Source organism: Xenorhabdus sp. SGI 60, from assembly GCF_056632175.1.
Map to the genome: position 1 here is coordinate 805,117 of NZ_CP196860.1, position 25,938 is coordinate 831,054.

Genomic DNA, 25,938 nt, shown 5'->3' on the forward strand with positions numbered 1-25,938 from the left:
TCTACTTGAAACGGCCTGAATGATTCTCTACAGCATCAACCAATGCTGTTGCTACACGCTCGGTTGCATTAATAATGGCGACTGAGCGGGCTTTTTCTGCCATTTCCAGCAATTGTGGGCGTTGCCACTGAATTAATAGACCTACGACAGTATCAACCGTAAATTCGGGCTGTTCGAGTATCTTTGCGGCTCCCGCTTTTTCCAGTGGCAAGGCATTCCAATATTGCTGGCGATCTTTATGCTGGAAAGGAACAAAAATCGCCGGTAAGCCTGCGGCGGAAACCTCACTGACCGTAAGTGCACCAGAACGGCATACGACAATATCAGCCCACGCATAGGCCTGCGCCATATCATCAATAAATTCAGTCACTTTGAATTCAGATTTAACCGAATTTTCATATTGTTTCTGCGTCTCTTCCCTGGCACCCTTGCCTGCCTGATGCCATAAAGTAATTTTATCGCCCAAGCGAGCAGCGACTTCTGGCATAGTTTGGTTCAGAACCCTGGCTCCCTGACTACCGCCAACAACCAGTACCCGAACAGGTCCTTTACGCCCGGCCAAACGCTGTACTGGCTCTGGCAATGCCAATACATCCTCCCTTACAGGATTGCCAACAACCGGCGCATCAGAGAATGCCCCTGGAAATGCCTGTAAAACTGTTTTGGCAATTTTGGCTAACCAACGATTAGTGAGTCCCGCAATGCCATTTTGCTCATGCAGTACAACCGGAATGCCACACAACCATGCCGCTATTCCACCAGGCCCAGAGACATATCCTCCCATGCCCAGCACAACATCAGGCTGATAACGACGCATAATGGCTTTTGCCTGTCGAATGGCCTTAAAAATTCTCATTGGGGCTGCAAGCAACGCTTTGATCCCCTTGCCCCGCAAGCCTGAAATCTGAATAAATTCGATATCAATGCCATGCTTCGGCACTAAATCAGCTTCCATGCGATCCGCGGTTCCCAACCAGCGAATATCCCACCCCTGCTCTTTTAAATGGTGGGCAACGGCCAGCCCGGGGAACACATGGCCGCCCGTACCACCCGCCATCACCATTAAACGCCGGTTATTGCCACTCATTTAGGGCTCCTTACAAACGCCTGTGCTTTTGCCAGACGGACTTCATAATCAATTCGCAACAACAAGACGATGGCCGTTGACATCACTATCAAACTAGAGCCACCGTAACTGACTAAAGGTAATGTTAATCCCTTGGTTGGCAGCATACCTGCTGCCGCACCGACGTTAATGAACGCCTGAAAGCTGAACCATATGCCGATGGCACAAGCCAAAAAGCCGGAAAACCGTTGATTGAGCTGCAATGCCCGACGACCGATCCTCATTGCGCGGAAAGCGACGAAGAATACCATTGCCAGCACTAAAACCACACCGAAATAACCCAATTCTTCGGCCAGAATGGAGAAAATAAAGTCAGTGTGGGCTTCCGGCAGGTATTCAAGTTTTTGGACTGAATTTCCCAGCCCTTGCCCAAAGAAGTCGCCACGACCAAATGCCATTAACGATTGGGTTAACTGATAACCACTGCCAAAAGGATCTTCCCACGGATCCAGGAAAGAGGTCACCCTGCGTATCCGATAAGGTTCAGCAATAATCAGTACGCACACGGCAAATATTCCGCAACCAATAATGGCAAGGAACTGCCACAATTTCGCACCGGCCAGAAATAGCAGTGCCAAAGTTGTCACAAATAACACAACCACTGTCCCCAAGTCGGGCTGTGCCAGCAACAATATCGCCAATGCAACCATGACCCCCATCGGTTTGCAAAATCCCCAGAAGTTGTTTCTTACTTCCTCAACTTTTCTAACCAGGTAGCTGGAGAGATAACAAAAGAGTGATAGTTTCGACAATTCCGCTGGCTGAATACGTAATGGGCCAATCGCTACCCAACGTGACGCCCCATTGACTGAACTTCCCACAAACAGCACCACAATCAGCATCATGATTGTTACTAATAACATGACGTTGCTGTAACGCAGCCAGAAGTCCATCGGAATGCGCAACGTAATAAGGGACAAGAAAAAGCACAGTGACAAATAAATGGCATCACGTCGAGCAAAGATAAAAGGATCCTGAGCAAGGCGCTGTCCAACGGGCATTGATGCCGACGTCACCATGACAAAGCCAATCACAGCCAACCCTAATATCATCCAGACCAGGGTACGATCATACATAACGGTATCTGTGGCATCGGCTTCCACATTTCCCGCCAACCAAGTTTTAAATTTACCAAGGCCTGGAATGGTCATCAGCCTAACTCCTCTGCCAAACGGGCAAATTCATGACCACGATGTTCAAAACCATTGAACTGATCGAAGCTTGCACAAGCGGGTGACAGCAATACCATGTCGCCAGAAACCAGCTTGGGTGCAATTTCTCTCATCGCCTGTTCCATTGTTTCCGTCAGTGTTGCAATTTCCGGGCGCAATTGTGCTAACTGCCCTCCATCACGACCAAAACAGTAAAGGCGAATATGATCTCCAGATATATAGGGTTTCAGTGGGGTAAAATCTGCCGCTTTTCCATCTCCCCCCAATAAAAGATAGAGTGTCCCTTCCCGCTTCAATCCACTAAGTGCCGCCTGGGTGCTGCCAACGTTGGTCGCCTTAGAATCATTCACCCAACGAACTCCCTTTCTCATGTGAATCACCTGAAAACGGTGTTCCAGCCCGGCACAGGTACGTAAAGCCTGAAGACTGGCCGCACGAGGAATGCCTACAGCATCTGCCAGTGCTAACGCTGCCAAGCCATTGGTATAGTTATGTTGCCCGGCCAACTGCATTTCACGTGTTGCCAGCACCGGATGTTGATTGACCACCAGTTGTTGCTGTTCACTATCAAGCTGATAATCACCACTATCCACACCAAAGCTGATACAACGGCTATCTTTGCCTGTTTCTGGTAGTGTCAGAGCATCCTGTTCATTGACCACACACGTTTTTGCCTGATTGTAAATGTGCAACTTCGCTGCCCGATACTGTGCCAACCCTTTGGGATAACGAACCATGTGATCTTCGGTTACATTCAGTACCGTCGCTGCCGCTGCTTTCAAGCTATATGCTGTTTCAAGTTGGAAACTGGACAGTTCCAATACATAGAGCTGACAGGGCTGTTTCAGCAATTCCAAGACAGGAACGCCAATGTTGCCACCCACACCAACTTGCCATCCCGCTGCTTTCGCCATTTCGCCAACCAGAGTGGTCACGGTGCTTTTACCATTTGAACCCGTAATGGCAACCATCGGCGCAGTCGCTTCGCGACAAAACAGCTCAATATCACCAATAATTTCCACCCCAGCATCAGCCGCCGTTTGCAACTCAGGCGTTGCCAGGGCAATGCCTGGGCTGGCAACGATTAAATCGGCATCCATCAACCATTGTTTGTTCAGGCTGCCTGTGTGACATTCGACATTATCAGGCAGCTTATCGCTGCCTGGTGGCACTATACGGGTATCCATCACACGCGGGATCACGCCACGTGTAATAAAAAAGTCAATGCAGGACAGGCCTGTCAGCCCTAACCCAACGATGACGACTTTTTTACCCTTGTATTCTGTCATGATTAACGTACCTTCAGCGTTGCCAGACCAATCAACACCAGCATCAAGGAAATAATCCAAAAGCGCACGATAACGCGTGGCTCCGGCCAACCTTTCAATTCATAGTGATGGTGAATCGGTGCCATACGGAAAATGCGCTGTCCACGCAGTTTGAATGATCCAACCTGCAAAATGACCGACAACGTTTCCACCACAAAAACGCCGCCCATGATGATCAGCAGGAACTCCTGGCGCAGTAATACGGCAATGGTTCCCAATGCCCCCCCCAGAGCCAATGAACCAACATCACCCATAAACACTTGCGCCGGATAAGTGTTAAACCACAAGAAACCCAGCCCGGCACCGACAATCGCAGTACAGACAATCACCAGTTCACCCGCATGGCTCAAATAAGGAATATGCAGGTAGTTCGCAAAATTCACGTTACCTGTTGCCCATGCCACCAAAGCAAAACCTGCTGCAACAAGTACTGTTGGCATAATGGCGAGACCATCTAATCCATCAGTCAGGTTCACCGCGTTACTGGTTCCGACAATCACAAAATAAGTCAGCAGAATGTAAAGCAAGCCCAGTTGTGGCATAACCTCTTTGAAGAATGGCACGACTAATTGTGTTGCAGCTGTCTCTTTGCCGATGCTGTACATAGCAAACGCAACACCTAACGCAATAACGGATTGCCAGAAATATTTCCAACGAGCAATTAGCCCCTTGGTATCCTTGCGCACCACTTTGCGGTAGTCATCCACAAACCCTACAACGCCATAACCGACTAAAACAAGTAAGACACACCAGACATAAGGATTATCCAGACGAGTCCACAACAGCACAGAACTCGTGATGGAGAACAAAATCAACAATCCTCCCATTGTCGGTGTTCCACGCTTGCTAAAATGGGATTCAGGGCCGTTGTCTCGTACAACTTGACCTATTTGCAATTTTTGCAGATAAGCGATCAAAGTTGGCCCCATCCATAGCGCGATGAATAATGCAGTAAGCAAGCCGACGATGGCTCTGAACGTCAAATAAGAGAAGACGTTAAAGCCCGTGTGATACTTAACCAAATATTCGGCCAGCCAAACTAACATTGGAAGTTCTCCTTCAGTACGTTCACTACCTCTTCCATCGCGGCACTACGTGAACCTTTAATTAATATGGAAATCATCTCTTGTTGTTCCAATAAAGGAAGCAGCGCTGCAACTAATTCAGCCTTGTTCGCAAAATGCTGCCCCCGACCACTCGCGTCACTAATATGGGTACTGAAAGCACCAACGCTGAGGACCTTATCTATATTTGTAGATGCCACGGCTTCACCCACCTCACGATGGCACTCAATCGCCTGCTCCCCCAATTCGCCCATGTCACCAACAACCATGACCCGATAACCGGACATCTGCGCTAACACATGCGCCGCCGCAATCATGGAGCCGGGATTCGCATTATAGGTGTCGTCTAATATCACTTTTCCCTCAGTCAGAGGGATAGGAAACAAACGTCCTGCAACCGCTTTCAATCCCGATAATCCGGTACGAATATCATCCAGTGATGCACCAACAGAAATTGCCAGCGCACTGGCTGCCAATGCATTGGCAACATTGTGTTTGCCCGGCAATGGCAATGTCAGTTCAACGCTGCCAATTGGGCTATGGAGACAAAAATGCGTAGCCAACGGTTGTTCTAAAATGTCCGTTGCGTAAAAATCTGCCCCCGTCGTTGATGAAGCGGAAAAGCGCCATACTGTTTGCTGACCGCTAATGCTGTGCTGCCAATTTTTCCAATCATGGCTATCCAGATTGATTATGGCGGTTCCGGTCGGAGCAAGGCCGGCAAAGATTTCACCTTTAGCCTTTGCCACCCCCGCCAAAGAGCCAAATCCGGCCAAATGGGCAGAAAAGAGGTTATTGACTAATGCGCTTTCAGGACGCGTCATTTCAGTGGTGTAAGCAATTTCACCGATATGGTTCGCTCCCAGTTCAATAACAGCAAACTGGTGCTCACCAGTCAGTCTGAACAGGGTCAATGGCACTCCAATGTCATTATTGAAATTGCCCGCGGTATAAAGGGTATTTCCACACTGACGCAAGATTGCCGCTGTCATCTCTTTTACCGACGTTTTCCCCGACGAACCGGTTAAAGCCACAATTCGCGCTTTACTTTGCTGACGAACCCAGCCCGCTAGTTTTCCCATCGCCAGACGAGTGTCATTGACCACAACCTGCGGGCAATCAATATCCAGACGACGGCTAACCAATAAAACACCGGCACCTTGCTGTACTACATCAGCAGCGAAATCGTGGGCATCAAATTTTTCCCCTTTTAAGGCAATAAACAAACCGCCATGCACGATGTTACGGCTATCCGTTTCCACAGTATTAATTTGCAAAGTTTCAGCTTGCTGCTCGGTAACGCGATATAACAAACCATCCGTCAACTGTGCCAATTGTTGTAGGGTCAGAGGGATCATGCAATTACCCCCAACAAACGCGCAACGGTCAGGCGATCTGAGTAATCCAGACGACGATTGCCAACCAATTGGTAATCTTCATGGCCTTTTCCTGCCACCAGAACAACATCTTCTTCGCTTGCCTGCATAATGGCACTGGTGACGGCCTCAACACGCCCATGAATCGCCATCGCCTGCCCCGGATCGATGAACCCTTGCAGGATATCAGCTACAATTGCCCGAGGCTCTTCACTGCGAGGATTATCATCAGTGACAATCACACGATCAGCACCCTGCTCTGCAACGCCGCCCATTAATGGACGTTTGCCTTTGTCGCGATCACCCCCACAACCAAATACACACCAGAGTTGCCCCTTACAGTGCAGGCGAGCCGCAGACAATGCTTTTTCCAAAGCATCAGGCGTGTGGGCATAATCAACTACAATCGTCGGACGACCAGCAGCAGAAAAAACTTCCATACGTCCACAAACAGGTTTCAGGCAAGAAGCCATCGATAGCAATTTCTCCAGGGGATAATCCAGAGACAACAAAGTGGCAAGCGCCAGAAGTAAGTTGCTGACATTAAACGCCCCCATCAAAGGGCTATTCAGCGTTCCCTCTCCCCAACTGGAAGTAAACGTGATGGATGCACCTTTATCGTGATAATGTACTTCACTGGCTGATAGCCAACGCCCCTGCCAATTTTCTGGCAAGTTATTTTCCATTGAGACAGCAACGGCGTCCGGCAGGCAGGACAACCACTTCAGCCCAACCGTATCATCCGCATTGATGATTTTCTGTTTTACATTATGGCTACTGAACAGTCGCCATTTGGCATCTTCGTAATTTTCCATATCACCATGGTAATCCAGGTGATCACGGCTTAAATTAGTAAAAATAGCAGCCTGAAATGGCAATGCGGCCACGCGTCCCTGGACCAAACCATGTGAAGAGACTTCCATCGCCACAAAAGTGGCATCTTGATGAGCAAGTTGCTGTAAATCAAGCTGAATATCAACCGCAGAACCCGTCGTATTTTCGCTGGGGACTATCATGCCCAACAAACCATTTCCTACTGTTCCCATCACGGCACTGGTTTCGCCAAGCCCCTGGCTCCATTGCGCCAACAATTGTGTTGTTGTGGTTTTCCCGTTGGTGCCAGTAACGCCAACCAGTTTCAGTTTATTGCCGGGATGTTGGTAAAACTCACCCGCCAGTTCGGATAATTTACTATTTAAATCATCCAGATAGATAACAGGTACACCGTGCATTTTCTGCACAGTGCCGTTATCCGCTGTTCCTTTCGCTTCTGCAATCACCGCTGCGACACCTTGAGCGATGGCTTGAGGAATATATTTTCGACCATCTGTCTGATGCCCCTGAACCGCAACAAACAGATCTCCGGCAGCCGCCTTACGGCTATCCAATGTCATTTCACGCAGCGGAAGCTCCGGTGTATCAACACCCCAAGGAGCCAATAAATCGCGCAAATTACGATCTGCCACTTTTATCCTCTTTATTGTTAATTACAAATTCGTTTTTATCGCCAACAGGCAATGCGTCTGGTTCAACATTCATGGTACGCAGAACCACACTCATGATGGCGCCGAAGATAGGCGCTGAAACTGCACCACCATAATATTTGCCTGCCTGTGGATCATTAATGATCACAACCAATGAAAACCGTGGATGACTCGCAGGGGCAACCCCTGCGGTGTAAGAAATATACTTATTGACGTACTTACCATCCGGCCCGACTTTTTTTGCCGTTCCCGTTTTAATGGCAATGCGATAGCCTTTTATCGCAGCCCGTACCCCCCCGCCTCCCGGTAATGCCACACTCTCCATCATGTGCACCACTGTCCGCATAACAGATTGAGGGAATACCCGGGTGCCCGGAACGGGGGGATCGACTTTAGTAATTGACAACGGGCGATAAATGCCCAGACTGCCTATCGTTGCGTAGACTCGCGCTAACTGTAACGGTGTTACCATTAGCCCGTAGCCGAAAGAAAAGGTGGCCCTGTCAAGATCTGACCACCGTTGTTTATTGGTTGGAAATAAGCCACTACTTTCTCCGACCAGCCCCAAATTGGTCGGTTTTCCCATCCCAAAGCGTGAATAAACATCCACCACCTCTGAGGCAGGCATCGCTAACGCCAGCTTGGAAACCCCCACGTTACTCGACTTCTGTAAGATCCCGGTGATAGTTAACTCAGGGCGTGGCGCAACGTCTTTGATTTCATGCCCCCGCGAACCGTAGGTTAAGCGGTATGGCCGGGTATCTAACACCGTATTTTCTTTGACAATGCCGCTATTCAGTGCACTCATCACCACCAGCGGTTTCACCGTGGAACCAGGCTCAAAAATGTCGGTGATGGCGCGGTTACGCATCGCATCTTTCGGTGTCCCAGCCAAATTATTGGGGTTATAAGATGGGCTGTTTGCCATCGCCAAAACTTCGCCGGTGTTGACATCAACCAGTACCGCTGTACCTGATTCGGCTTTGTTCAGTGCAACCGCTTTCGTCAATTCGCGATACACCAACGTCTGAAGACGCTCATCGATACTGAGCGTCAGATCGTGGGCCGCCCTGCTATCGGTAGAGGAAATATCTTCGATGACACGCCCGGTACGATCTTTACGAACTGTTCGGCTTCCCGGCATACCTGTCAGCCAGTTATCGAAACTCTTTTCAACGCCCTCAATGCCTTTGCCATCAATATTAGTCACCCCAATAATATGGGCTGTCACTTGCCCTGCCGGATAATAACGACGGGATTCCTGACGCAAATAAATACCGGGTAGCTTCAATTTCTCGACATAATCGCCGATAGAAGTGTTTACTTGGCGGGCAAGGTAAACAAAACGCCCCTTGGGATATTCGCTAATTTTGCTGGTTAACTGTTCAAGAGGGATAGAAAGAGCATCAGCCAAAGCCTGCCAACGAGTGTCATTTGTGATGCCGCCTTTTTCAAACACTTCCTTGGGATCTGCCCAGACCGCATCAACAGGCACACTCACCGCCAGTGGGCGCCCATTGCGATCATTAATCATGCCACGGGCAGTGGGGATAGATTGGATGCGCAGGGAACGCGAATCACCTTCTTTTACCAAACGATCAGGATTGATAATCTGCAAATAGGCAACACGAATCAAAAGCCCGATTAAAGCAATCCCAATGCCTCCACACAGCAAGGCAAAACGCCAGCTTACAAAACTTGCTTTATCTTCTTGCTTTTTCAACTTTAAAGAGCGTGCAGCTTTCATCGCCCACCTTTTGGTTGTCAACTGGACTTATTGAGTAATCACAATATTCTCTTTACTTGGATCAACGTGTTGCATCTGCAATTTTTCAGTTGCAATCCGTTCAACCCGACTGTGATCACCCAATGCGTTCTCTTCAAGGAGCAGGTTACGCCACTCAATATCCCGAACATCAAGCTCGATCACATGAAGCTCTTTTTCCGCAGTCAATAAGCGGGTTTGATGTGCGACCGTCACAACACCGATGGCTGAAACGACTACAGCCACCAGTAAAATCAGTGGAAGTTTGGCATGACGAATTAAATCATTACCAATCACTCCAACTAACCCATGACGTTCAGCCGCCATCATTCACCCGCCTTTTCAGCAAACCGCAAAACCGAGCTTCGCGCTCTTGGGTTTGTGGCGACTTCACCCTCTGAGGGTTTCATTTTGCCAATGGATTTCAGACTTCGTCCCCCCAGCGTTTTTAACTGCGCTTCCGTGAGAGGCAAACCGACTGGAACCTGTGGCCCCTGACTGTGTTGTCGGATAAAGCGTTTCACTATGCGATCTTCCAACGAATGGAAACTGATGACAGATAATCGCCCTTGTGGTGCCAGAATGCGCAGTGCGCCATCCAATGCACGTTCTATCTCTTCCAGTTCACTGTTAATGTAAATCCTGATAGCCTGAAAGCTGCGGGTTGCCGGATGCTTATGCTTTTCTTTAACCGGGCTTGCCTGAGCAATTAACTCGGCCAGCTCGCGGGTACGCGTAATGGGTTGTTCCTGATTGCGTGCCACAATGGCCCTCGCGATACGCTTGGCAAAACGTTCTTCGCCAAATGTTTTCAACACCCATGCGATATCCTCTGCTTCAGCCTTCATCAACCACTCTGCGGCAGACTGCCCCCGTGTGGTATCCATACGCATATCCAACGGCCCATCACGCATAAATGAAAAACCACGTTCAGGATCATCCAGCTGTGGGGAAGAAACCCCTAAATCCAATAATACGCCATTAATTTTTCCAATCAGACCCGCGTCTTCTACATACGTTGCCAATTCAGAAAATGGCCCATGAGTAATAGAAAAACGCTTGTCAGTAATGGCCTTTGACGCTTCAATAGCTTGTGGATCACGATCGATCGCCATCAGACGTCCATTAGGACCCAATTTCGACAAAATCAGGCGAGAATGCCCCCCACGTCCAAATGTTCCATCAATATAAATTCCATCTTCTTGAATATTCAATCCATTGACAGCTTCATCCAGCAGTACACTGGTATGTTCAAAATGACTCTTTGCCATGTTTATAGTGATAAATCCTGTAGCCTTGCTGATAGAGGTTCTTGTGTGGATTGTTCAGTCGCAATATCATCTTGTACCTGTTGATACCAAACTTGTTCATCCCACAATTCAAATTTATTAAATTGCCCAACCAGCATGACCTCTTTTGTTAGCCCTGCGTGCTGACGCAGTGTGCTGGCTAATAAAAGACGTCCTGCACTGTCCATTTGACATTCACTGGCGTGTCCCAATAACAAACGTTGAACACGACGTTCGGCTGGATTCATGCTGGATAAGCGAGATAATTTTTTTTCGATGATTTCCCATTCGGGTAATGTATAAAGCAACAAGCACGGCTGATGAAGATCAATAGTACAAACCATTTGGCCTGTTGATACTTCATTCAGCATTTCTCTATATCGGGCTGGTACAGTGAGCCGCCCTTTGCTATCGAGATTAACCAGTGTTGCTCCACGAAACATACTCAGGTTACCCCTTGATGGCCCAAATCGCCACATTATCCCACAAATCACCACAATTAAGAGTTTACGGATGGTATGAAAACCTTGTCAAGCCAGAGCCAGTGCGCTTTAGCTAGATTTACAGAAAGATTCGGAAGAGAAAAAGAAGGATTTTTTAGTTTTGGCTATATTAATAATAGATAACACTATGATAATTTTGAATAATTTAATAAATCTGTAGAGAGCCTTATTCGGGATGGAATTTAGCGCAATTAATTACCACTTAAATTAATTTATGTAACTCATATCTCATTGTTGCCTAATTGTTAATCATCATAAACTTATTAATAATAACTATATATTTAGGTTACAATAGCATAAAAAATAATAACATATTGAAATTTTGTATTTATCTAAAAATATAAAATGGCTACATATCAATCAAGTAAAAAAATAATATCTGAATAACAAATAACATACATAAATAATAATATTTTGTTACAAAATTATTTATCTTGTGAATTTAAATAACACATTATCGATTTTCGCGGTCATAAAAATCCGTTTAGCAGAATTTTAGTAAGAATAATCTCAAAATTACTTCAACAAGCGTATTTTGATGATTTTAGGCAGGCAAACAGCACCCTCACCTTTAATGAGGGTACTCAATTAGGCTTTTCGGCTTAACTTGCCGCGACGGCATAGATGACGACGCATTCGGGTTATTCCAGGAGTTGGACGCTGCTTTTCATCCAAACTGGCTAATACCAGTTCAAGGGCACGTTCAGCGACATCACGATGGCGTTGTGCCACCGACAATACCGGACATTCAAGGAAATCAAGCAACTCATGATCGCCAAATGTGGCAATAACCCATTGACCTGGTAAACGGCCACTGCGTTTGAGGAGTGTATCCATGACTCCCTGAAGTAATGCAAATGAAGTGGTATACAAGGCCTGAGGAACAGGGTTTGCCTCCAACCATGACGCAAATATTTCAGCCGCAGATTCACGTTCATAGCTATTAGCATAAAGGTAGTTGACTTCTCGTGGATCATGCTCCCATGCTTCGCGGAAACCCTGCTCACGCAAGAAACTGACCGATAATTCAGGCAATGCCCCCAAATAAAGGACAGATTCAGCCGGGAATTGACGCAACGCCTGTGCCAACATCTTCGCATCTTCGAGATCATCTCCAACCACACTGATAAAGTGTTCACTGTCCAGAGCACGGTCAAGTGCGATGATTGGTAATGCGCGATTTGCCCAACGTTGGTAGAAAGGATGCTCAGGCGGCAAAGCGGTGGAAACAATGATAGCATCGACCTGACGTTGCAAAAGATGTTCAACACAGCGCATTTCATTATCAGGCTGATCTTCAGAACAGGCGATCAATAACTGGTAGCCACGCTGCCGGGCCTTGCGTTCAAGATAATTGGCAATACGTGTGTAGCTGGTATTTTCCAAGTCGGGTATGACTAAACCAATTGAGCGGGTTCGCCCCGCCCGAAGACCAGCAGCGACAGCATTAGGATGATAATTATGTTCTTTGACCACTGCCATCACTTTTTCTACTGTCTTATCGCTGACCCGATACTGCTTGGCTTTACCATTGATGACATAACTGGCCGTAGTACGTGAAACACCTGCTAAGCGGGCGATCTCATCCAGTTTCACATTAACCCCTCAGTAAGATGATGAAAAAGCCCTACTTTACAGTAGGGCTCAATGAATATCTGTATTTTAACCCGCAGATTACGATTTTTCATCGCATAATTTTATCTCCGCGCGAGACACCAACTATACCCGATCGCACGACTTCGACAATCTCTGCCACTTCTCTGACTGAATCAAGAAAAGCGTCCAGTTTTTCACTCGTTCCCACTAATTGGACGGTATAGAGTGTGGTAGTCACATCAACGATCTGCCCGCGAAAAATATCTGTGCTGCGCTTAATCTCTTCCCGTCCATATCCACTGGCTTGTAATTTAACCAGCATGATTTCGCGCTCAACATGAGGCCCTGCTGTTAATTCGTTGACCCGCAATACATCTACTAACTTATGCAGTTGCTTTTCAATTTGCTCCAATACTTTGGCATCACCTTTGGTTTGAATGGTCATGCGTGACAACGTGGGATCTTCAGTTGGAGCAACGGTCAAACTTTCGATGTTATAACCCCGTTGGGAAAACAAGCCAACCACACGGGATAAAGCCCCCGATTCGTTTTCAAGTAATACAGACAAAATCCGGCGCATGATCAGGTCCTCTCTGTTTTGCTTAACCACATTTCATCCATTGCTCCGCCTCGGATCTGCATTGGATAAACATGCTCTGTCTCATCAACGGTAACATCCACAAAAACCAGACGTTGATTTTCAGTCACTTCATGCAATGCCTGGGTCAATTTAGCCTCCAACTCATCGTAAGTTTGGATGGGAATACCAATATGTCCATAAGACTCGGCTAATTTGACAAAATCAGGCAGGGATTCCATGTAGGATTGAGAATGACGCCCCGCGTATATCATATCCTGCCATTGTTTCACCATACCCAAAAAACGGTTATTCAGATTCAGTACCAGAACAGGCAGACCATATTGCAAGGCAGTAGATAATTCTTGAATATTCATCTGGATACTGCCATCTCCTGTCACACACACGACCGTGGCTTCAGGTTTTGCCAACTTCACACCAAGCGCAGCAGGCAAACCAAATCCCATCGTTCCTAAACCACCGGAATTGATCCATCGTCTCGGTTTATCAAATGGATAATGCAAAGCAGCAAACATTTGATGCTGACCAACATCTGACGCAATATAGGCTTCCCCATTGGTTAGACGATAAAGGGTTTCAATAACGGCTTGTGGCTTGATTTTCACTGTCGTGTGATCGTAATCAAGGCACTTGCGGCTGCGCCACTGTTCAATGGAAAGCCACCAATCTTTCAGGGCATCAGGATCTTGGGTATCTTCTATGGAATCCAATAATTCCAGCATCTGACCAAGTACCTGTTTAACATCGCCAACAATAGGAATATCCGCCGTTACCGTTTTGGAAATCGAGGTTGGATCGATATCAATGTGTAATACGGTTGCTTCCGGGCAATATTTTTCCAGATTATTGGTTGTTCGATCGTCAAAACGTACACCCACGGCAAAAATGACATCCGAGTTGTGCATCGCTTTATTCGCTTCAAAAGTCCCATGCATTCCCAGCATGCCCAGACTTTGGCGATGCGTTGCAGGAAATGCGCCCAATCCCATCAACGAAATGACGACCGGAAGGTGAAAATATTCAACCAACTTCCGCAGTTCAGTGGTACATGCTGAATTTATGGCACCCCCCCCGACATAAATCACAGGTTTTTTTGCTGCCACCAGCGTCTTCAATGCACGTTTAATTTGCCCCTTGTGTCCCTGAACAGTCGGGTTATAAGAACGCATGTTAATTTTTTCAGGGTACACATACGGGAATTTCAATGCAGGATTGACGGTATCTTTAGGAAAATCGATAACAACAGGCCCTGGCCGACCACTTGCGGCCAGGTAAAAAGCTTTTTTAATCGTATCTGGGATATCTTCTGCTTTTTTTATCAGGAAACTATGCTTCACAATGGGGCGGGAAATTCCCACCATGTCGCACTCTTGAAAAGCATCATTACCTATCAGGGAACTAGCAACCTGACCAGATAACACGACCATAGGAATTGAATCCATGTATGCCGTTGCAATGCCCGTAACAGCATTGGTTGCCCCTGGCCCGGAGGTGACTAAAACAACCCCGACTTTTCCCGTACAACGTGCATAGCCATCCGCCATATGAACAGCACCCTGCTCATGACGCACTAAAATATGTTCGATTCCCCCAATCGTATGCAGGGCATCATAAATATCCAGTACCGCCCCGCCCGGATAACCGAACACGTGTTCAACGCCCTGATCGATTAGCGATCTGACAACCATTTCGGCTCCTGACAACATCTCCATCGAGTTTGCCTCCAGGCTCTGTTTGCAAGTTAATCGTCGGAATTTCATAAGGTAACGAAAAAGTTACCTTATTTATTCCATTTCTTATTTATTCCATAACGCTAAGTTAACTAACATAACGTTAGATACAAGTGTTAGCAAACATCAATTTACATATTGAAAACATTCGTTGAAGAAGAGCCGAATTTTTGCCTATTTTCAATCCAGATACATAGATTCAATTTCGCGCTGATAACGCTGAGAAATAACCTTACGGCGCAATTTCAATGTCGGCGTTAATTCTCCTTTTTCCATTGAGAAAGCTTCCGGCAAAAGAATAAATCGTTTGACCTGATGGAATTTAACAATATTTTTTTGCATTTCCTTTAGACGTCGTTCAAACAACGCGACAACCTGGTGATTGCGCAGCAACTCAAGACGATCACGGTAATGGAGATTGATAGATTTCGCGTATTCTTCCAGTGTTTCATAACTGGGAACAATCAACGCAGAAACGAATTGGCGGGCATCAGCAATGACAGCAATATGTTCAATAAAACGATCTTGTCCTAACACCCCTTCAATCATTTGCGGCGCAATATATTTGCCTGTTGACGTTTTCATCAGATCTTTCAGGCGCTCGGTAATATACAGATTACCATTAGCGTCCAGTCTTCCGGCATCGCCTGTCCGCAACCAGCCATCCTCCGTAAAGGCATGGACCGTTTCCTCCGGGCGGTTGAAGTAACCTTTCATGACAATAGAGCCACGCACCTGGATCTCCCCTTCCGCACTAATGCGGGCATCAACATCAGGTAATGGCGTACCAATTGAACCCAACAGATAATTTTTTTCTTCCCAGCAAGATACCGTGGCACAAGTTTCTGTCATGCCGTACCCATATTTGATATCCAGACCAATGGACAGAAAAAAACGGGTAATGGCATCGTCGAGACGTGCTCCCGCCACGGGCAAGAAACGTACTCGCCCTCCTAAAAGACCACGGAGCTTATTCAACACCAATTTGTCAGCCAATTGATAACTACAGCGCGTGAATGGGCAACCTTTTTTATTTTCCTGCTGACGCATCCAATGCTCTTCTCCCCGTTTCAAGGCCCAATTAAAAATCATCCTACGCCAAAAAGGTGCACGGGAAACGTTTTCTAAGATCGCGCTATGAACTTTTTCATAAAAACGGGGGACAGAACACATCACTGTCGGATGCACATCAGACATGGCTTCACGCACAAGATTCGTATCTGTTAAATAGACGTTCAGGGCGCCCGTGTGCATGACATAATAACTCCACGCCCGCTCAAAAATATGGGATAGCGGCAGAAAGCAGAGCGATACATCCTGGTTAGTCAATGTTAATCTCTGGTCATGCAGATAGAGCTGTGCCGCCATATTCCGATAATCCAGCATCACTCCTTTTGGCTCTCCTGTTGTGCCAGAGGTATAGATTAACGTGAAAAGGTCATTCAAATCCTGATCCGCAATACGGCGATTAAGTTCTGCCTGATATTGCGAATAATCATTGTCAATAAAAGCGGATAAATACAATGCCTGCGGGCATCCTTTTAAGTCGACAGATTCATCCATAACAATGAGATGAGCAAGTTGAGGACACAGTTCAACCAGTGATATTGCAATGTCATATTGCTCCTGCCCGCCAACAAATAACACCTGTACGCCTGCATCATTGAGAATAAATGCAGCCTGATCACCCGTATTGGTCGCGTATAATGGCACTGTCACAGCCCGAAGCTGGAGAATAGCTAAGTCAGCCAATGACCATGCCATACAATTCTGTGCAAAAATACCCACTTTCCCCTGCACTTCTATTCCCAATGACAATAATGCGTTTGCCACGGATCTCGTTGTACATCCAACCTGCTGCCAATTCATTTCCAACTGTTTTGATGGTGACCATTGCCGAAAGGCAATTTTTTCTGGATATTCATTGAATTGTTGCTGCAAGCGATTAACCAAGTGATAGGCGTGCAGAGGATCTGTTATCACAATATATTCCTGTATAAATATTTCATTCAGCGTCTGAGTGTATTATCTACTTTTCAGCTTACAGATGTTAGCTATTTGCGCGCAGTCTACCTATTCCTAGTAAAAGGGGGAAGTCCATTTTTGATAGAGCGCTATCCCTGTATGCAACCATCTTGTATACAACATAGGGATAGACTCTTATTTCATCTATTCTGCTTTAACGTGATCTATTCTTGCTTACCAAGATGACTTAACAATGATTTCATCCACTGATGGCCTTGATCCCGTTCGGCTGCACCATGCCATATCAAATAACAAGGACGAAAAATCTGACCATTGGGCAAAGATACCGAACAGATATTTAACTGTTCGGAATAGTGCTCAACCATCCATTTTGGCACTATGGCAACTAAATAAGTCTGGGAAACAATATTAAGAACGCTGTTCAAATCCGTTCCCTGATAAGAAACAGAACGCAATAATTCATTATTTTCATAGTAAGGTTTACTAAATGAATCTATGTTATCCAACGCAACGATGGCATGTCTTTCTTCCTGCAATTGTTGCTGAGTAATTCGCTTACTAATTCTGGGATGATGTTTAGAAACAGCCAAAACTAATTCATCATTAAACAGAGAATAATTATGGAAATTAGAACATTCCAATTGGTTGTAGCTGATGACAAATTCTATCTCATGATATTTTAATTTTTCCTCAACACCATCATTAATTTGTGTTTTAATGACAACCTCGATATTAGAATCATGTTTTTTTACCTGTCCAACAATTTGAGCAGCTAAACGAATATCAAGAGGACTACAAATAGAGAGATGAAATACTCTCGTACTCTTATTGGGATCAAATCCCACTCCAGGCAGTTCATTATGGACAATTTGCAGTGCCTGTCTGAGTGGCCCAAAAAGCTGTTTTGCTCTCGCCGTTGGCTGAATACCCCGACCATAACGCACAAATAATTCATCACCAAACATTGTTTTCAAACGAGCCACTGCATTACTGACAGCCGGTTGTGACATTCCCAATGCCTGGGCTGCACGTGTAATATTCTGCATTTGCATTACAGTATCAAAAACAGTCAGCAAATTAAGATCCACACTACGCAATTGAATATCGCATGATTCTTTTTTTTCTGTCTTTATTGAGTTGTATTCTGTCATTATTTCACTCCACTAAATTTATAGCAGTGTTCTCATTAAATATGGAAATTAATAAGATCAATTACCCCAATTTATTAGAAAATATATTGAGATTCATTCTTGTACAAAAAATAAAACATACATAACCAATACATTTTTATCTACGTAACCGTAATATTTTTATAGGTATGAATATTAATGTGTTATATATGAATGGCAATAACTAAAATTACGCTAATGACTTTTATCAAAAATAATTAGCTAATAATGAAATACCAATCTATCAAAATATAATTTATTAATATTCTGTATGGTTATGACTTCTTAACCTAAAACACTGTGGTTAACATCCATCTATCCTTGTTCCTTATCCATCAGAGCAGGATTTTACTCCATATATAGATATGAAAAATAGATAAAAACATCGCTAAAAATGTAAAAAATAGTCACCAAGCTCAACAATTGCTCAATAAAAAACCTAAAATGTGGGCAATCCAGGTTAAATTCATACTTATACTGCTTGACATTATTTTTTAGATAACGTATCTATAAAATACATTGAAAATTAAAATTAAGTTAACAAATTTACAAAGGTTAGCTCACATGATTCACCCTATTCTTCTACTAAGCCTACTAATTATCGCCTTTAATAATGCGCGTGGTATGTTGGTGGGTGAAAAACAGGGATAAGTTAACCTCCATCAGACACAAAAAACCCGCGCCATGCGCGGGTTTTTTTTACCTGCCGGCGCTCAGAATCAAAAATAAAACCCAGTTACAGAACTAAGTTATCTAACTAAATTAACGAGTTAATCTATTTAACAGGAGCACAACATGAGCCAGCAAGTTATTATTTTCGATACGACGTTACGTGATGGAGAACAGGCGTTACAAGCCAGCCTGAGTGTGAAAGAGAAACTGCAAATCGCTTATGCACTGGAAAGGCTGGGGGTTGATGTCATTGAAGCCGGTTTTCCCGTTTCTTCTCCGGGCGATTTTGAATCAGTCCAAACCATCGCCCGTGAAATCAAAAATAGCCGTATCTGTGCCTTATCCCGCTGTGTCGACAAAGATATCGATGTCGCCGCTGAAGCCCTGAAAGTCGCTGAAGCCTTCCGCCTGCATATGGTACTGGCTACCTCAAATCTGCACGTCGAGCATAAATTAAAAAGAACCTTTGATGATGTTGTGGAAATGGCGGTTCGCTCCATCAAACGAGCGCGCAACTACACCGATGATGTCGAGTTTTCCTGCGAAGATGCAGGCCGTACAGATATCGATAATTTGTGCAAAATTGTCGAGCAAGCCATCAAAGCAGGTGCAACCACCGTCAACATTCCAGACACGGTGGGTTACACCACACCTTACCAATTTGGCGGTATTATACGCACATTATTTAACCGCGTACCCAATATTGATAAAGCGATTATTTCAGTCCACTGCCACGACGACTTAGGCATGTCCGTCGCTAACTCCATTACAGCAATCCAGGAAGGTGCTCGTCAAATAGAGGGCACTATCAATGGATTGGGAGAACGTGCAGGTAACTGCTCGCTGGAAGAAGTGATTATGACTATCAAAACGCGCCAGCAAATGTTGGGAGTACATACCAAGATCAACCATCAAGAAATTTACCGTACCAGTCAGTTAGTTAGCCAAATTAGCAGTACACCAATCCCCGCTCATAAAGCCGTTGTTGGCAGTAATGCGTTTTCCCATTCATCCGGCATTCATCAGGATGGTGTGCTGAAAAATCGTGAAACTTACGAAATCATGACTCCAGAATCTATCGGCTTGAAAGATACCCAGTTGAACCTGACCTCACGTTCTGGACGTGCCGCAGTAAAACATCGTATGACAGAAATGGGCTATCAAGAGAGTGACTACAATTTGGATGTACTGTATCAAGCATTCTTGAAATTGGCAGATAAAAAAGGACAAGTGTTTGATTACGATTTAGAAGCTCTGGTGTTTATCAATCAACAACAGCAAGAACATGAACATTTCCGTCTGGACTATTTCAGTATCCAGTCAGGCTCCAATGTAATACCTACTGCAACCGTTAGCCTGGCCTGTGGAGATGAAATCAAATCTGAAGCCTCGACGGGCAATGGTACTGTTGATGCCATCTATCAGGCCATCAACCGCATTACGGGTTACCCTCTGGAATTAATTTCCTATCAATTATCCGGTAAGGGGCATGGTAAAGATGCGCTCGGTCAGGTTGATATTATTGTGGAATGTTTTGGCCGCCGTTTCCACGGCATGGGTTTGGAAACTGACATTATTGAATCCTCTGCCAAAGCGATGGTCCATGTTCTGAACAATATCTGGCAGGCAGAACAAGTAGAAAAAGAGAAGCAACGCATCTCCCAAAGCAGTAACCAAGACAACAATATTCAAAACAATCACCAGAACAACAAAAAGGAAACTGCATAATCATGACCTCAAGCCAATCTATTTCAAATGACGCGACTCAGGGCAAGCAAGAAACTAGGCATTGCCACATTGCTGTTTTGCCTGGTGATGGCATTGGCCCTGAAGTGATGAAGCAAGCCTACAAAGTGTTAGATGCCATCCGTCAACGTTTTAATATCCGTATCACAACCAGCGAATATGATGTGGGGGGGATTGCCATTGATCGTCATGGCTCACCTTTGCCTCAAGAAACGATTACTGGCTGCGAAAAAGCTGACGCGATCCTATTTGGCTCCGTAGGTGGCCCGCAATGGGAACATCTACCGCCCGCCGAACAGCCAGAACGAGGGGCATTACTGCCATTGAGAAAGTATTTTAAATTATTCAGTAACTTACGGCCAGCGCGCTTATATGCAGGCTTAGAATCATTCTGTCCTCTTCGCCATGATATTGCCGCCAAAGGCTTTGATATTTTATGTGTCCGTGAGCTGACAGGCGGAATTTATTTTGGACAACCCAAAGGGCGCGAAGGTGAAGGAAAATACGAACGTGCTTTTGACACTGAGGTTTATCATCGATTCGAGATAGAACGGATAGCGCGTATTGCATTTGAATCTGCGCGCAATCGCCGCCATAAGGTGACGTCGATTGATAAAGCGAATGTTTTGCAAAGCTCCGTGTTATGGCGTGAAGTCGTTGGCAACATCGCCAAAGATTATCCTGACGTTGCAATCGAGCATATGTATATTGATAACGCCACTATGCAGCTTATTAAAAGTCCCGCTCAATTTGATGTTCTATTATGTTCCAATATTTTTGGCGATATTTTATCCGATGAGTGCGCAATGATCACGGGTTCAATGGGAATGTTGCCTTCTGCCAGCCTGAATGAAAAAGGTTTTGGCTTATATGAACCTGCTGGCGGTTCAGCCCCTGATATTGCAGGTAAAAATATCGCCAACCCAATTGCCCAAATATTATCCACAGCATTGTTGCTGCGTTACAGCCTTGGATACCTTGATGCCGCTGATGCTATTGAACGAGCGATCAATCACGCTTTGGAACAAGGTTATCGTACCGCAGATCTCGCGGGCAATGACAAAGCGGTCAGCACCAATACAATGGGCGATATCATTGCACGCTATATCACCGAAGAAGTTTAGGAAAATCTAACCAAAGGGAAATATAGGCATTGAAAAAGGCCAGTAAGATAGCTTACTGGCTGGTAAAAAGACCATTACTCAAAAAATCAGAGATAAACGCAGCATAAGAGGAGTAAAAATGAACACCTTTGGCTGGTTTGATTTTAAATCTGCGTAGATTACGCTTCCAGAAAGTTAATTCACAGGAAAAGCTAAAGTTATAAACATTTATTGTCTGGCCAGAACCATTTTATTCACTTTTTCTGTGGATATGTATGTGAAAAAGAGCGGGGTAAAACGGGTATACTTTTATTACATATTTTTACACTCTCTATAAGAGAAAATAAATAATCATTATTTTTCATTGCGTTAATATATTTCACACCCCTTTTAACGTTACATATTACTGATGAAAATTTTTGGCTTTTCTTGCACTGAGCAAATATTAGTCACAGGTGAATTTATCCACAGGATATGCCTTTTAGTTAAACAAAAATCGCCTATTTTTGTAGAAAATATCATTCATTAGAGCTGTAAATCAAACCAGTGATCTCACTTTTTATCACTTATCCCATAAATCTGTGGATAACATGGTGTAAGATCCTGTTTATTATCACTGGAAATAGGTGAACAATCATAATGAGTCTATTTTTAATGCAGCAAACATCAATGAAAAAATCTTTTATATCATGCTATTATCAAAGTGATCATGCTAATGATAAATTAATAATGATTTTCAAAAATTCACATGAACATTTTTTAACCAAAAAATATACTCTATAACATGTACTTTACGCCCCCAACACCGCCTGAAAACGAACAACAACTCTTCAATCGTGCCCATTCCCTGGCTGGCTTATCTATGGGTGAACTTGCTGCGTTCGCTAGGCTCTCCATTCCCCCCAATTTAAAACGTGATAAAGGTTGGGTCGGTATGTTGCTTGAATACTATTTAGGGGCAAATGCGGGCAGTAAACCTGAACAGGATTTTGAACATATCGGTGTCGAGTTGAAAACTATCCCCGTGGATAGCAAAGGTTATCCATTAGAAACAACCTTTGTCTGTGTTGCTCCTTTAACAGGCAATAGCGGCATTACCTGGGAAAACTGCCACGTCAGGCGTAAATTATCCCGCGTCCTGTGGATACCTGTTGAGGGGGAAAGAAATATTCCACTATCTGAACGCCGTGTAGGTTCTCCGTTGCTTTGGAGTCCGAATGTGATTGAAGAAGAGTTGCTGCGACGCGATTGGGAAGAACTGATGGATCTCATTGTATTAGGAAAAGTCGAAAGCATTACTGCCCGTCATGGTGAAGTACTGCAATTGCGTCCCAAGGCCGCCAATAGCCAAGCATTGACAGAAGCAATAGGAGAATACGGCCAGCCAATTATGACGTTGCCCAGAGGTTTTTATTTGAAAAAAAACTTTACAGCACCGTTATTGGCTCGCCATTTCTTCTTGTAACCCTCAATTGGCAGAAACCCTGAATACGCTATTTGTCTTTCAGTTTAAAATCAAACATTTTCAAATGCCTGAGACAAATCCGTTATCAAATCATCTGCATTTTCAATACCGACAGAAATTCGGATCAATTGTGGGGTAATTCCGGCAGCCAGACGCTTCTCCAACGGAATGGAAGCATGAGTCATGGAAAATGGCTGACCAATCAAGCTCTCCACGCCGCCTAAACTTTCCGCCAATGTAAACAGTTGCAGCGCTTTAATGACGCGACGCGCATAATCTTCATCCCCTTTCAGCACGATGGAGATCATGCCACCAAAACCTCGCATCTGACGTTTTGCCAATTCATGCTGAGGATGAGAAGCAAGACCGGGATAATACACTTTCTCAACTTGTGGCTGCTGTTCAAGCCAATGCGCAATCTTCTCAGCGCTGTCAATATGGCGCTCCATACGCAGTGCCAATGTCCGAATACCACGCAGGACAAGGAAACTGCTGAACGGATCAAGAATACCGCCAATGGAATTTTGCAAGAAGGCAACTTGCTCGGCCAACTCTGCATTATTTCCCACCACCGCAAGACCCGCGACAACATCAGAATGACCATTCAAGTACTTAGTTGCAGAATGCACAACAATATCAAACCCCAAATCAAGCGGACGCTGAATATAAGGGGAAGCAAAAGTGTTATCTGCCACGCTGATAATATTATGCCGCCTGGCAATTTGTGCAATCGCCGCTAAATCAGCCAATTTCAATAGTGGGTTAGTGGGAGTTTCCACCCAAATCATTTTAGTGTCGGGCTGAATTGCCGCTTCCAGTGCTGTAGTATCCCCTGCCTCAACATAAGTGACTCTCAGACCCGCCGTCCGGCGACGCACTTTTTCCAGCAATCGGTAAGTCCCGCCATAGAGATCATCTACCGCAATGATGTGGCTGTCTTTATCAAGTAACTCCAAAATAGTCGAACTGGCTGCCAGACCAGAGCCAAAAGCATAACCCCGCGTGCCATTTTCCAATTCAGCAATCGCACGCTCTAAGGCATCACGCGTAGGGTTCCCGCTACGGGAATATTCATATCCCGTATGCTGGCCAGGTGCCGATTGAGCATAAGTCGATGTGGCATAAATTGCGGGCATCACTGCCCCCGTGTGATCAGGTACATAGCCTGCATGAACGCTTTGTGTATCAAACTTAATCCGATTAAACTGAGTCTTATTAAACTTCGTCATTAATTTATTCCTGAAAGAGATCAATTGAGTTGTTGACGCCATGCGTTCAGAACATCGGTACGAGTAACAAGCCCCAGAAAACGATTGTTATCATCAACAATCAGGGCCACATGGCCAACATCAAAGGTAGCCATTAACTGCGCCAATGACGCTTTTTTATTGAGCGTATGAACCTGATTAGTCATCGCTTCAGTCACAGACAACGAGAAATGATGTGAATTGGCCTGAATGGTATGCATGAGATCCCACTCATCAATAAGCCCGACAATTTGATCGTTTTCGATCACAGGTAACTGTGAAATATCATACAGACGCATGCGGCTATAAGCGATCTGCAAGGTATCTTGTGGAGAAACGGAAACCGTCGCTCCATCCTGATAACGATAGGTAATATAATCGCTCAAATTATTTTCTTGTGGTTGTGAACGCAGCCCTTGTTCCAATAACCAGTAATCATTGAACATCTTCGACAGATATTTGTTGCCACTGTCACAAGCTAACGTCACCACACGTTTCGGCGTTGTCTGTGCACGGCAATAACGTAGCGCCGCCGCTAACAATGTTCCTGAAGAAGAGCCAGCCAGGATCCCTTCTGTCAATAGTAAATCTCGGGCGCAGGCAAACGCTTCTGCATCAGTAATGCGATAAGCATGGTGAACCTGAGAAAAATCCCCAAGCGGCGGGACAAAATCTTCTCCAATACCTTCCACAAACCAACTGCCGGCTTCGTCATAGTGACCATGCTCAACATAATCGGCAAGAATAGAACCTTTAGGATCTGCGAGGACAAATTCCGTATGAGAGGAAACTTCCTTAAAATACTGGCTCAAGCCCCCCAGAGTCCCGCCAGAACCGACACCTACGACCACAGCATCGACATTCTGCTCCATCTGCTGCCAAATCTCCGGCCCCGTGGTAGCAAGATGTGCGGCTGAGTTCGCAGGATTATTGAATTGATCAATATAATAAGCTCCACTGATTTCTTTCGACAGGCGCAGGGCATAGTCCTGATAATATTCTGGATGCCCTTTTCCAACATCAGAGCGTGTCAAGCGAACATCCGTTCCCAGCGCTCGCAGGTGATAAATTTTTTCGCGGCTCATCTTATCAGGTACAACTAAAATCAGTTTATAGCCCTTCATGGCGGCAACCAACGCTAACCCAATACCCGTATTACCTGCCGTGGCTTCAATGATGGTACCCCCTGGCTTCAATACCCCCTGTTTTTCCGCCTGCTCAATCATTGAAAGTGCAACACGATCTTTAATTGAACCGCCCGGATTCTGATTCTCTAACTTAATGAATAGCTGGCAAGGGCCTGTATCCAGATGAGTCAATTCCAATAGCGGTGTATTCCCTATAAGTTCAAGAACCGAACGTGGTGCTGCCATATTTGCCTCTTGATAATCGGTAAAATTTGCAAACAAAACTTTCAGATTGGGAAAGAATAACGCTGCATGGTAATCAATTTGAAAGAACAAATGAAAACTACATATAACAAAAGAGAATTAATTAATTCGATATTGATAAATTAAAA

At 45.1% G+C, this 25,938-nt stretch carries 20 protein-coding genes; 3 read left to right on the top strand and 17 right to left on the bottom strand.

Going from position 1 to position 25,938, the window contains the following annotated elements; genetic code table 11:
• Position 1: 1 nt before the first annotated feature.
• From murG to leuO, 15 genes are all read right to left on the bottom strand, one after another.
• Positions 2-1,087, bottom strand: coding sequence for an undecaprenyldiphospho-muramoylpentapeptide beta-N-acetylglucosaminyltransferase (gene murG / locus ACSJJG_RS03710; protein WP_481088528.1), 1,086 nt, complete (start codon positions 1,085-1,087; stop codon positions 2-4).
• Positions 1,084-2,277, bottom strand: a complete 1,194-nt coding sequence (ftsW, locus tag ACSJJG_RS03715) for a cell division protein FtsW (RefSeq protein WP_481088529.1) — start codon at positions 2,275-2,277, stop codon at positions 1,084-1,086. The genes murG and ftsW overlap by 4 nt, the downstream gene beginning before the upstream one ends.
• Positions 2,277-3,587 (bottom strand): UDP-N-acetylmuramoyl-L-alanine--D-glutamate ligase, encoded by a 1,311-nt coding sequence (murD, locus tag ACSJJG_RS03720; RefSeq protein WP_481090369.1) that lies wholly within the window; start codon positions 3,585-3,587, stop codon positions 2,277-2,279. The genes ftsW and murD overlap by 1 nt, the downstream gene beginning before the upstream one ends.
• A 2-nt stretch (positions 3,588-3,589) precedes the next feature.
• Positions 3,590-4,672: a phospho-N-acetylmuramoyl-pentapeptide-transferase gene (gene mraY / locus ACSJJG_RS03725; RefSeq protein WP_481088530.1), complete on the bottom strand. Its 1,083-nt coding sequence runs from the start codon at positions 4,670-4,672 to the stop codon at positions 3,590-3,592.
• A complete protein-coding gene (murF, locus tag ACSJJG_RS03730) occupies positions 4,666-6,048 on the bottom strand; it encodes a UDP-N-acetylmuramoyl-tripeptide--D-alanyl-D-alanine ligase (RefSeq protein WP_481088531.1) in 1,383 nt (460 codons plus the stop codon). The genes mraY and murF overlap by 7 nt, the downstream gene beginning before the upstream one ends.
• Positions 6,045-7,532 (bottom strand): UDP-N-acetylmuramoyl-L-alanyl-D-glutamate--2,6-diaminopimelate ligase, encoded by a 1,488-nt coding sequence (murE, locus tag ACSJJG_RS03735; protein ID WP_481088532.1) that lies wholly within the window; start codon positions 7,530-7,532, stop codon positions 6,045-6,047. The genes murF and murE overlap by 4 nt, the downstream gene beginning before the upstream one ends.
• On the bottom strand, positions 7,519-9,297 hold the full coding sequence (locus ACSJJG_RS03740) for a peptidoglycan glycosyltransferase FtsI (RefSeq protein WP_481088533.1): 1,779 nt from the start codon (positions 9,295-9,297) through the stop codon (positions 7,519-7,521). Before ACSJJG_RS03740 ends, murE begins: the two co-directional genes overlap by 14 nt.
• Before the next feature lie 27 nt (positions 9,298-9,324).
• Entirely contained in the window at positions 9,325-9,645 is a 321-nt protein-coding gene (gene ftsL, locus ACSJJG_RS03745) for a cell division protein FtsL (protein ID WP_481088534.1), read from the bottom strand.
• Positions 9,642-10,586: a 16S rRNA (cytosine(1402)-N(4))-methyltransferase RsmH gene (rsmH, locus tag ACSJJG_RS03750; RefSeq protein WP_481088535.1), complete on the bottom strand. Its 945-nt coding sequence runs from the start codon at positions 10,584-10,586 to the stop codon at positions 9,642-9,644. The genes ftsL and rsmH overlap by 4 nt, the downstream gene beginning before the upstream one ends.
• Before the next feature lie 2 nt (positions 10,587-10,588).
• Positions 10,589-11,047, bottom strand: coding sequence for a division/cell wall cluster transcriptional repressor MraZ (gene mraZ, locus ACSJJG_RS03755; protein ID WP_481088536.1), 459 nt, complete (start codon positions 11,045-11,047; stop codon positions 10,589-10,591).
• Between the two features lie 648 nt (positions 11,048-11,695).
• A complete protein-coding gene (gene cra, locus ACSJJG_RS03760; protein ID WP_481088537.1) occupies positions 11,696-12,703 on the bottom strand; it encodes a catabolite repressor/activator in 1,008 nt (335 codons plus the stop codon).
• Between the two features lie 88 nt (positions 12,704-12,791).
• Complete coding sequence (gene ilvN / locus ACSJJG_RS03765; RefSeq protein WP_481088538.1) at positions 12,792-13,283, bottom strand: acetolactate synthase small subunit; 492 nt, start codon at positions 13,281-13,283, stop codon at positions 12,792-12,794.
• 2 nt (positions 13,284-13,285) lie between these two features.
• Positions 13,286-15,013: an acetolactate synthase 3 large subunit gene (gene ilvI, locus ACSJJG_RS03770; protein WP_481088539.1), complete on the bottom strand. Its 1,728-nt coding sequence runs from the start codon at positions 15,011-15,013 to the stop codon at positions 13,286-13,288.
• Positions 15,014-15,211: 198 nt separating this feature from the next.
• Positions 15,212-17,014 carry an AMP-dependent synthetase/ligase gene (locus ACSJJG_RS03775; protein ID WP_481088540.1) on the bottom strand — a complete coding sequence of 601 codons (1,803 nt, stop codon included), beginning with the start codon at positions 17,012-17,014 and terminating at the stop codon, positions 15,212-15,214.
• A 206-nt stretch (positions 17,015-17,220) separates the two neighbouring features.
• Positions 17,221-18,168 carry a transcriptional regulator LeuO gene (gene leuO / locus ACSJJG_RS03780; protein ID WP_481088541.1) on the bottom strand — a complete coding sequence of 316 codons (948 nt, stop codon included), beginning with the start codon at positions 18,166-18,168 and terminating at the stop codon, positions 17,221-17,223.
• Between the two features lie 813 nt (positions 18,169-18,981).
• Between leuO and leuA the strand changes: the two genes are divergently transcribed.
• The 3 genes from leuA to mutH all read left to right on the top strand — a co-directional run bounded on the left by leuA (position 18,982) and on the right by mutH (position 23,172).
• A complete protein-coding gene (gene leuA / locus ACSJJG_RS03785) occupies positions 18,982-20,586 on the top strand; it encodes a 2-isopropylmalate synthase (protein WP_481088542.1) in 1,605 nt (534 codons plus the stop codon).
• 2 nt (positions 20,587-20,588) lie between these two features.
• Complete coding sequence (gene leuB / locus ACSJJG_RS03790; RefSeq protein WP_481088543.1) at positions 20,589-21,728, top strand: 3-isopropylmalate dehydrogenase; 1,140 nt, start codon at positions 20,589-20,591, stop codon at positions 21,726-21,728.
• Between the two features lie 763 nt (positions 21,729-22,491).
• Complete coding sequence (gene mutH / locus ACSJJG_RS03795; RefSeq protein WP_481088544.1) at positions 22,492-23,172, top strand: DNA mismatch repair endonuclease MutH; 681 nt, start codon at positions 22,492-22,494, stop codon at positions 23,170-23,172.
• A gap of 50 nt (positions 23,173-23,222) precedes the next feature.
• On the opposite strand, the gene ACSJJG_RS03800 is transcribed toward mutH, so the two are convergent.
• Together ACSJJG_RS03800 and ACSJJG_RS03805 are read right to left on the bottom strand one after the other, a co-directional pair.
• On the bottom strand, positions 23,223-24,401 hold the full coding sequence (locus tag ACSJJG_RS03800) for a trans-sulfuration enzyme family protein (RefSeq protein ID WP_481088545.1): 1,179 nt from the start codon (positions 24,399-24,401) through the stop codon (positions 23,223-23,225).
• Positions 24,402-24,421: 20 nt separating this feature from the next.
• Positions 24,422-25,792, bottom strand: coding sequence for a pyridoxal-phosphate dependent enzyme (locus ACSJJG_RS03805; protein ID WP_481088546.1), 1,371 nt, complete (start codon positions 25,790-25,792; stop codon positions 24,422-24,424).
• Positions 25,793-25,938 lie beyond the last annotated feature (146 nt).